The sequence below is a fragment of the Pseudomonadota bacterium genome (assembly GCA_034660915.1).
Taxonomy (GTDB): domain Bacteria; phylum Desulfobacterota; class Anaeroferrophillalia; order Anaeroferrophillales; family Anaeroferrophillaceae; genus DQWO01.
In genome coordinates, this window is record JAYEKE010000220.1 from 1 (window position 1) to 7,731 (window position 7,731).

At 44.9% G+C, this 7,731-nt stretch carries 11 protein-coding genes and 1 pseudogene; 1 reads left to right on the top strand and 11 read right to left on the bottom strand.

The window, feature by feature from the left end:
• Positions 1–242 precede the first annotated feature (242 nt).
• From U9P07_12100 to U9P07_12150, 11 genes and pseudogenes are all read right to left on the bottom strand, one after another.
• On the bottom strand, positions 243–1,481 hold the full coding sequence (locus U9P07_12100; protein MEA2110146.1) for an ATP-binding protein: 1,239 nt from the start codon (positions 1,479–1,481) through the stop codon (positions 243–245).
• A 1,068-nt stretch (positions 1,482–2,549) separates the two neighbouring features.
• On the bottom strand, positions 2,550–2,828 hold the full coding sequence (locus U9P07_12105) for a type II toxin-antitoxin system prevent-host-death family antitoxin (GenBank protein MEA2110147.1): 279 nt from the start codon (positions 2,826–2,828) through the stop codon (positions 2,550–2,552).
• A gap of 96 nt (positions 2,829–2,924) precedes the next feature.
• Positions 2,925–3,089, bottom strand: coding sequence for a hypothetical protein (locus U9P07_12110; protein ID MEA2110148.1), 165 nt, complete (start codon positions 3,087–3,089; stop codon positions 2,925–2,927).
• A 207-nt stretch (positions 3,090–3,296) separates the two neighbouring features.
• Positions 3,297–3,707 carry a DUF86 domain-containing protein gene (locus U9P07_12115; GenBank protein ID MEA2110149.1) on the bottom strand — a complete coding sequence of 137 codons (411 nt, stop codon included), beginning with the start codon at positions 3,705–3,707 and terminating at the stop codon, positions 3,297–3,299.
• A complete protein-coding gene (locus tag U9P07_12120; GenBank protein ID MEA2110150.1) occupies positions 3,697–4,137 on the bottom strand; it encodes a nucleotidyltransferase domain-containing protein in 441 nt (146 codons plus the stop codon). Before U9P07_12120 ends, U9P07_12115 begins: the two co-directional genes overlap by 11 nt.
• A 149-nt stretch (positions 4,138–4,286) precedes the next feature.
• Positions 4,287–4,517 carry a CopG family transcriptional regulator gene (locus U9P07_12125; protein ID MEA2110151.1) on the bottom strand — a complete coding sequence of 77 codons (231 nt, stop codon included), beginning with the start codon at positions 4,515–4,517 and terminating at the stop codon, positions 4,287–4,289.
• Positions 4,492–4,708 (bottom strand): annotated as a pseudogene (locus U9P07_12130) (BrnT family toxin). Before U9P07_12130 ends, U9P07_12125 begins: the two are co-directional and overlap by 26 nt.
• Before the next feature lie 187 nt (positions 4,709–4,895).
• Positions 4,896–5,396 (bottom strand): GNAT family N-acetyltransferase, encoded by a 501-nt coding sequence (locus U9P07_12135; GenBank protein MEA2110152.1) that lies wholly within the window; start codon positions 5,394–5,396, stop codon positions 4,896–4,898.
• Entirely contained in the window at positions 5,390–5,665 is a 276-nt protein-coding gene (locus U9P07_12140) for a DUF1778 domain-containing protein (GenBank protein MEA2110153.1), read from the bottom strand. Before U9P07_12140 ends, U9P07_12135 begins: the two co-directional genes overlap by 7 nt.
• 265 nt (positions 5,666–5,930) lie before the next feature.
• Positions 5,931–6,176, bottom strand: a complete 246-nt coding sequence (locus U9P07_12145; protein ID MEA2110154.1) for a hypothetical protein — start codon at positions 6,174–6,176, stop codon at positions 5,931–5,933.
• A 387-nt stretch (positions 6,177–6,563) separates the two neighbouring features.
• Positions 6,564–6,842 carry a hypothetical protein gene (locus tag U9P07_12150; GenBank protein MEA2110155.1) on the bottom strand — a complete coding sequence of 93 codons (279 nt, stop codon included), beginning with the start codon at positions 6,840–6,842 and terminating at the stop codon, positions 6,564–6,566.
• Positions 6,843–7,002: 160 nt separating this feature from the next.
• Here U9P07_12150 and U9P07_12155 point away from each other — a divergent pair, with 160 nt between their 5' ends.
• On the top strand, positions 7,003–7,635 hold the full coding sequence (locus U9P07_12155; GenBank protein ID MEA2110156.1) for a transposase: 633 nt from the start codon (positions 7,003–7,005) through the stop codon (positions 7,633–7,635).
• The last annotated feature ends 96 nt before the right edge of the window (positions 7,636–7,731 follow it).

Below are 7,731 nucleotides of genomic sequence, written 5' to 3' on the forward strand. Positions count from 1 at the left end.
TTTGTGCTAAGTTGCCACGAGCTGAAGTGTATGTAATAGTATTCATGATAAACCTCCACATTGAACATGTACGTATAGCTGTACCATAACACTAAAAGCATAACAAGTCTATTGTGAGTGGGGAAAAAAGCGAAAAACCGGCTCAGCTTTATTCAGAATGCCGATGTCACACCGCACTCCCGGGACATGCTTATCAACAATCGCTGAAACTTTGGTATAGAAATCCAAGGTCAACGGTTCTATCAGAGATAGTGAACCGGGACCTGGACAATTTTGTCGGTTATGAGTTCTATGCCGCGGCCTCGGTTGACGATAATGCCGAAAGAACACTGCCGGTCTTTGATAAAATTCTCCAGCCCCCGCAGCGACCGGCGCCTGACGGTCGAGTTGAGTTTGATCTCGATGGGAATAATGCCAAAATCCCCTTCAATGATCAGGTCAACTTCGGACTTATCTATGGTTCTATAATAGTTAAATTCCAGCCCGGCAGCCATGGTTGTCTGCAATCCGCGAATAATTTCTTCAATCACAAAACTCTCGAAAGAAAAGCCGGCAACCGGATGCAGCAGGAGGTGGTCAGCATTCGCTATTTTTAGAAAGTAGTGCAGCAGGCCCTGATCCCTGAAAAATCCTTTTTTTGCTTTTTGGACTTTCTTCAGCGAGTTTTTTGTGTAGGGAGCCAAGTTTCTCCAGATAAATGTCTGGTGGATAATATCAAGGTAGTCCTTGACCGTTGAAACGCTTATTTCGAGTGCCCTGGCCATATCGCTCATATTGAGCTGATGTCCGGAGAACTGGGCCAGCAGCGTCAAAAGCCTCCTGAAATTGTGCATTTTAAGCTTGGGAAAGAGGCCCCTGATGTCGCGGGTGATATAATCAGCAACGTAATTTTCTTGCCACTGGCGCAGAAATTCCTGGCGGTGCTCGCTTTCAATCAAAGGTTCAGGAAAACCTCCCTTAAACCAGACATGTACGCTTTGGGATGGCTCGACCACCGGCGGCAACTGGGCAAAATCACCGGCCACGGCATAGCCATCGATCAGCATATTATAGAGTTCAGGAATTTTCCGCTGGTAGAACTCTCCCTGTTTAAAAGGCCACATTTCGACGGTGGCAATTCTTCCGGCCAGGCTTTCCGTAATTGCCTTGACAATATGCGGCGAGCTAGAGCCGGTCAGGATGAAGCGGCCTTTCCGACGGCGGTCGGCATCAACAACCCCTCTTAGAACCCGGAAAAGCTCAGGGTACTGCTGGGCTTCATCAATAATGAGATCATGCTGGTGAAGGGCGAAAAAAGCGGCGGGATCCTCGCTGAGCAGCTGGTAATCGCCAGGACTTTCGAGATCGTAGTACTTCCATTCAGGACGCAACTGCATGGCCAGGGTGGTTTTTCCGCATTGCCTGGCTCCGACAATGGCAACTATCGGAAACATTTCCAGCAAGCGGTTGATTTTTCCCTTGAGATATCGTTTTTTATCCATGATATTTACGATATACTCGTAAGATAAATGTATGTCAAGAAAAATCGCTGCCGAAGGCAGTGTGAAAATTGGGGTCAGGTCTTGCAATCATACAAATAGGTTAACGGTATACGGTATAAGGTTTAAGGTACAAGGTACAAGGGAAAAAATCAGCCACGGCGACATAGACGAACACAGACAAAAAAGCAAAAAAGGTAAAGGACAATGGCAGCGGTTGCTGATGCGGAAAAACCAGCGCCAATTTTCTTTAAATCACCATTATAACGCATGGCCGGCCGCCAACCGATATTTGTGCTGTTTAGCGTAATCAAACATCTGGCTCTCGTACTCGCGACAGGTCAGCGAAAAAAATAACGCATAGAGTTCTCTGCTGCAAGCAAAGAGTAACTTCCCTTTTAATGCCTCGAAGCGAAAAACCGGGTCACATCACTTCCGGGGATTCCAGCCGGCCAGTCTGGCCCACAACCACCAGGCGGCATAGCCTTTGAGATTGCCGTTCAAATCCCGGCTGTGGGCAGCCCCGGAGCGCCACCAGTCAACCCCTTCCGTATGGGAATTCTGCCAGTCATCCGCCCAGTTGCTTCTCCCGCCCTGGTCGTTGTTATAGGAACCTAAGCTGAGCTATTAGCGGTTAGCCATTAGCTTTTAGAAATCAGGGTTTTACGTTGATTAGTAACAAAACCCATCGGGTGAATATGTATAATATTAAATATCTTGTAATTATTGAGCTAATCGCTAAGTGCTAAAAGCTAATCGCTTAATTTAGGGTACAGTAAGGTCACCCCTCATTTTTATAGAAATTCAGAGTTTGTATTTCAATCGCGAACAATCCGGCGGAAACACCTCAAATCCTTCCGACTGGGCGGCACGGGAGAGTCTGTTGTCGAAACAAGCAAATACGAAATCCTCAGGAAGCCTTTCATGGAAGCCATTGTTTCAGCATAAGCAACGAAAGATGTAACAATTTGCGTGGCCGATTTCCATCTGGAGATGACTTCATCTGAACAGATCTCCCTGAAGTATCGTTTTACCAGCGCGCTCGTGTCAAGGTACAGAATCATCAGTCGATCACCGCCGGTCTTCGATTACCATTTCCGAAACGGCTTTTCCCCGGGCTTTTACTGTCGAGATATGGTCTTTCAGGATGCTCCGACTCGGCAACCTGATCAGCCCTCTCTGGATCAAGGGCTCCAGTGCCGCCCGAATAGATTTATCACCGTAGTTTTCCTTCACGATGCGGGCGACAGGCTTTCCCCTGTTAGTGATCAGAATCTCTTCTCCAGCCTTCACCCGGGATAAAAGCCGGCTCAGGTTGTTCTTGACCTCCTTGATTCCCACACTGATCATAAGAGCTCTCCTTTTTAGGAGGCTAAGGGAGGCTAAGGGGACGTTGTTGCTTTATTGATTTAAGTCCTCGGCTGACAATTTGACCGCGTGACCTGTTTACCTTTCTTTTACCCGATAGATGCCATCATGGCTCCTGGCGGCCTTTTTTCTTCCGATACGACGCCGACGTTCTTCCTCATCCCAACCAAATTGCTTTTCTATATACTGATCCAGATAGCAGTTCATTTTTTCCAACAAGCTGATGATACGTTTATTCATCATGTACCCTTCAGGCTTGGGGATAAAGGTTAAAGGCTAAAGGCTAAAGGTTAAAGGCTAAAGGCTAAAGGTTAAAGGCTAAAGGTTAAAGGTTAAAGGCTAAAGGTTAAAGGTTAAAGGTTAAAGGTTAAAGGTTAAAGGTTAAAGGTTAAAAGAAAAGATTTTTCTGCCACAGACGCACGCGGACAGGCACAGACTTCAATCCCCACATTATTCGGCCCGGTCTATTTCATCTCTGAATTTCCTGAAATCGCCCAACCGCTCAGTTGCAAGGTTGTATAATAATCCGGGATCGATCTCTTCATACCGGTGAACGATTAAATTTCTGAACCGCACCATGTCAACATAAGGATTTTGCGATTCCAATACCCCAAGCCGCTCCAGCAACTGCATGGCTTCGGCTGCCGTTGCCACCGGGCCGGCGCCATCAAGAGCAATGATCCGTTCGGCAACATCAATGATGATTTCGACAGCAACCTGGAGGGCGCGCTCGGTCATGGAACGCTTTTCCCAACTTTGAGAAAACTCTTCACAGGAAATCCCCTTAAGGCTCTCCCGCAGCCGCTGAACCTGCTTGTCCAGCAACGCCAATTTTCGTTGAATCACACCATTATAGCGCATGGCCGGCCTCCAGCCGATATTTGTGCTGTTTATCGTAATCAAACATCTGGCTCTCATACTCGCGACAGGTCAGCGAAAAAAATGATGCATAGAGTTCTCTGCTGCGGGCAAAGAGCAACTTCCCTTTTAATGCCTCGAAGCGAAAAACCGGCTCAGCTTTATTCAGAATGCCGATGTCACACCGCACTCCCGGGACACGCTTATCAACAATCGCTGAAACTTTGGCATAAAAGTCCAGGGTCACCGGTTCTGTGAGATAAAAAGCCAGATCCAGGTCCGAACCCTCAGCAACCTTGCCCGCCGCAGCCGAACCCATAAGCAGACAGAAACCGGCCGAAGGCAGTTCTTTTTTAAGATGAGCAGCCAAGCGGCAGAGATCAAAGGTCACAACACCGGAGTGGGTATTAAGATATTTTTTTGAAAGTCCCATATACTTTACCTTCACGGGCAGCTTTTTATCGTTAGGAACTAACAGGGCTCAGATGACTCATGGAAAACTCTTTGACGACGTGTACCGTAATTTACCCATGCTGCCGGGCTTGATGTGAAAAACAGGGATGACCGCATATGATTTTGAGTTTATGCCTGGTGGGTTGCATACTCATCCAGAAGACGACGAATCATTTTCTGATATTGCGTGTTGTACTTTTGGGCTTCTCCTTTGAAAAAATCAACACTTGCTTTGCTGAGAGCAATCGTGATTTTAACTGTTTCATCCTTCAATGCAAGTTCTTCAGGAGATGGCAGAAAATCAGGAACAACTCTGATTTTGCCCATTGGTTCATCAGTGTATTTTATTTTCTTTTTCATAGATCTTTTTCCCTTTCCGCCAATAACCAGCACCAAAAATTCTGATTTTCTTTGAGCGGTATGCAAACCTTACAGTTAAAATATCATCAGAAACCCTACCCAGACAATAGTATCTTTTTTCATCAATGCTATGCCAAGTCCTCCAAAATAATACGATTGTGGTCTAAAAAAGCTAGTTGTAAAAATAGCATACGGAACTATTCGTCCATTGTCAATATATTTATATGGCGTATTATATGTGGAAAAGGGGACGTTGTTGCTTTATTGCTTTAAGGAAATTGGGGTCAGGTCTTGCAATCATACAAAACAGGTTAAAGAACAAAGACGGCCGCTGACGCGGAAAAACCAGCGTCAGAAAATAATAGCACATTCGGCGGTTTATTCGGATAAGCTTAATCGAATGTCCGCCATTGTGATAAATAATTTACTGGAAGTATCCTTGAAGGGAGTAAAGCCAAATTTTTTATAGAATTCAACTGATCCTTTTTTAGCGTCAACCAGAACTATTGGAAATGCAACAGTCTCACTGGCAAATAGAAGTTTTCTTAAAGCGTCTACCAGCAACCATTCACCATAACCTTGTTTTTTATAGCTTTTATCAATGGCCAGCCTGGCAATTAGACCAGCAGAACTAACGTTGCGGTGTTTTTTTCGCAATTTAATCGGTAAGGCATTAAGGTTGATAGGTGCCATAGTTAAACTGTAGTATCCAATGATCCGTTCTGGATGCCTGTCATCTTCAAGAACAAAGGTACGGGTATTATCCTTCTTCGATTGTTGGTTTGCCATAATCTTGAGATAAGAGTTTAAGGCTTCTATCCCACAATCAAACCTGTTACGGTCATGTTTGTCTTTATCTAGAGCAACAGTGATCATAATTGGTTTTTACCTTTGTAGCGCTGAGATGCCTTTTGTAAACGAACATTTGGTTTAGGAGGCGTGTCAAGAGCCTCCACGAGCATCAATGCATCACGCCGGGAGAGTTTTAACGAACGCTCTCGGTCCATAATTTTCTTAGCTTTCTCTATTGCTGCATTAAGAACAAAAGAATTCAAACTGGACATACCAGCTATAGCGGCAGCTTGGGCAAGTAGATCCTGGGTGTCTGCATCAACTCTGGCAGTGATACGAGGGCGTGCGGTATTCATAATAACAACCTCCATAAAAGTGTCAATTTGTCACATATTTACAACTATGTCATAATTACTTTTGAAAGTCAAGGTGTGTCAAATTGACACTTGGGAAATGGGGTCAGGTCTTGCAATCATACAAAACAGGTTAGAGGACAAGGACGGCCGCTGACGCGGGGAAAGTAGCGTCAAAGAGCAATAGCATATTCGGCGGATTATGGGTGGAATTTTAGGTGAAAGGATAAAGGATAAAGGATAAAGGATAAAGGATAAAGGATAAAGGTTAAAGGATATGGGACGTCCCCGATTCACCAGAGCCATACAACAACTGTTTAGAAAGCGGATGCACACGCTTCCAGTCGCTGCTGGCATGTTCCGCATGCCAAAGATCATAGTTTTTCTGCAAATTGATCCACAACTCGGGGATAGTCCCGAAAGCTCTTGCAAGTCGTAACGCCATATCCGTTACCGTAATTTTCGTCACCCCCAGATAGTCTTCTCTCATCAGCCTTTTTTGTTTATTAGCCATAGACTCACAGTATAACAGGGTGGGAAGTCCCCTCCCCCACGTCAAACCGGACAGACAGATTTCCCGCATCCGGCTTTAAAGAAGGATCTTGCCTCAGGCATGCACATTTACCAAAGTTATGCTACAGATAAATCAAACCCAATCGTTTGAAATAGTGACTGCTTGCACCGGCAGAGCCTCCCAGGATCGTACCAGCAGAGCTGGTGGTTTAATGTTTTCAATTAACATAGTGCCTACTTTCATGGCACAAACTCACACGGTCTGATACTGACACCGAACTTATATTTTAACCGTCTGCGTAGGACTGTGTGGATATGTGGCTAATAAGCCGAATTATTGCACTTCCCAATGTCCTCCTTTATTCGGACCAATTCGGGTTGCGGAAGGTTAAGGAATATTTTTAAGTAATCCACTGGCGTATTTGTGCAGCACGCTTCCAATCAAGGTTTGGTAAGGGATCCCTTCACGGGCAGCCTTACGCTGCAAAGCGGAAAGATCGTTTTCCGAAATCCTGATGTTGATTTTTCGGTTTTTTTTCATGGTATTCCGGGCAATGGCTTGAAAATCAGTTTTAGTTTCGGAAGGCTTCAGCCTGCCGTTTTCATATGCTTCCAGGATTTCATTTTCATAGTCATCAAGGTTCATCTGCTTTTGTTTTTCAGCCATTTTCTTCTCCAAAGGAAAAAATAGAAGAAAAAATAGGGGACAGACCACGGTTTTTAGAAGAAAAAATAGGGGACAGACCACGGTTTTTATGATATAGGCACTATAGGCAAAAATATAATTATGCAAATGCGATGATACTTATACCAAAAGGAAGCTAATTATGCCACGACGTTCTCGAATCATCGTTCCCGGCGTACCGATTCATATAATCCAAAGGGGCAACAATCGGCAGGCGTGTTTTTATACGGAAGACGATTTCCAATGCTACCTCGATTGGTTGAAAGAGTATGCCTCTGTAAGCAACTGCGCCATACATGCCTACGTTTTGATGACCAATCATGTACATCTGCTTTTGACTCCGGCGGAAGATAGTAGTACCGGCACCCTGATGAAACGTTTGGGACAACGTTATGTTCAGTACATTAACCGAACCTATAGTCGCACGGGGTCCCTATGGGAAGGACGTTTCCGTTCCTGCATCGCTCAACAAGAAAATTACCTACTCATTTGTCAACGCTATATTGAGCTCAACCCGGTTCGGGCCGGAATGGTTGAACATACCGGGGACTACCGTTGGTCCAGCTACCACGCAAATGCTCACGGTGAGAAAATGGACTTACTGACTCAACATTCTATTTATCTGGGTCTCGGTCATTCTGAAAAAGAACGTGAATCAGCCTATCGGGAATTATTTCTGGAAAAGTTGGATGCGGGGTTAATCAACGAAATCCGGCAGTCTACCAATGGCAATTTTGCTCTTGGAAAAATAGGGGACAGACCACGGTTTTTATGATATAGGCACTATAGGCAAAAATATAATTATGCAAATGCGATGATACTTATACCAAAAGGAAGCTAATTATGCCACGACGTTCTCGAATCATCGTTC

Bases quoted from the DNA above. Each gene is read 5' to 3' on its own strand.
- U9P07_12100 (MEA2110146.1), bottom strand. From the start codon at position 1,481: ATGGATAAAAAACGATATCTCAAGGGAAAAATCAACCGCTTGCTGGAA.
- U9P07_12105 (MEA2110147.1), bottom strand. From the start codon at position 2,828: ATGATCAGTGTGGGAATCAAGGAGGTCAAGAACAACCTGAGCCGGCTT.
- U9P07_12110 (MEA2110148.1), bottom strand. From the start codon at position 3,089: ATGATGAATAAACGTATCATCAGCTTGTTGGAAAAAATGAACTGCTAT.
- U9P07_12115 (MEA2110149.1), bottom strand. From the start codon at position 3,707: ATGCGCTATAATGGTGTGATTCAACGAAAATTGGCGTTGCTGGACAAG.
- U9P07_12120 (MEA2110150.1), bottom strand. From the start codon at position 4,137: ATGGGACTTTCAAAAAAATATCTTAATACCCACTCCGGTGTTGTGACC.
- U9P07_12125 (MEA2110151.1), bottom strand. From the start codon at position 4,517: ATGAAAAAGAAAATAAAATACACTGATGAACCAATGGGCAAAATCAGA.
- U9P07_12140 (MEA2110153.1), bottom strand. From the start codon at position 5,665: ATGAATACCGCACGCCCTCGTATCACTGCCAGAGTTGATGCAGACACC.
- U9P07_12145 (MEA2110154.1), bottom strand. From the start codon at position 6,176: ATGGCTAATAAACAAAAAAGGCTGATGAGAGAAGACTATCTGGGGGTG.
- U9P07_12150 (MEA2110155.1), bottom strand. From the start codon at position 6,842: ATGGCTGAAAAACAAAAGCAGATGAACCTTGATGACTATGAAAATGAA.
- U9P07_12155 (MEA2110156.1), top strand. From the start codon at position 7,003: ATGCCACGACGTTCTCGAATCATCGTTCCCGGCGTACCGATTCATATA.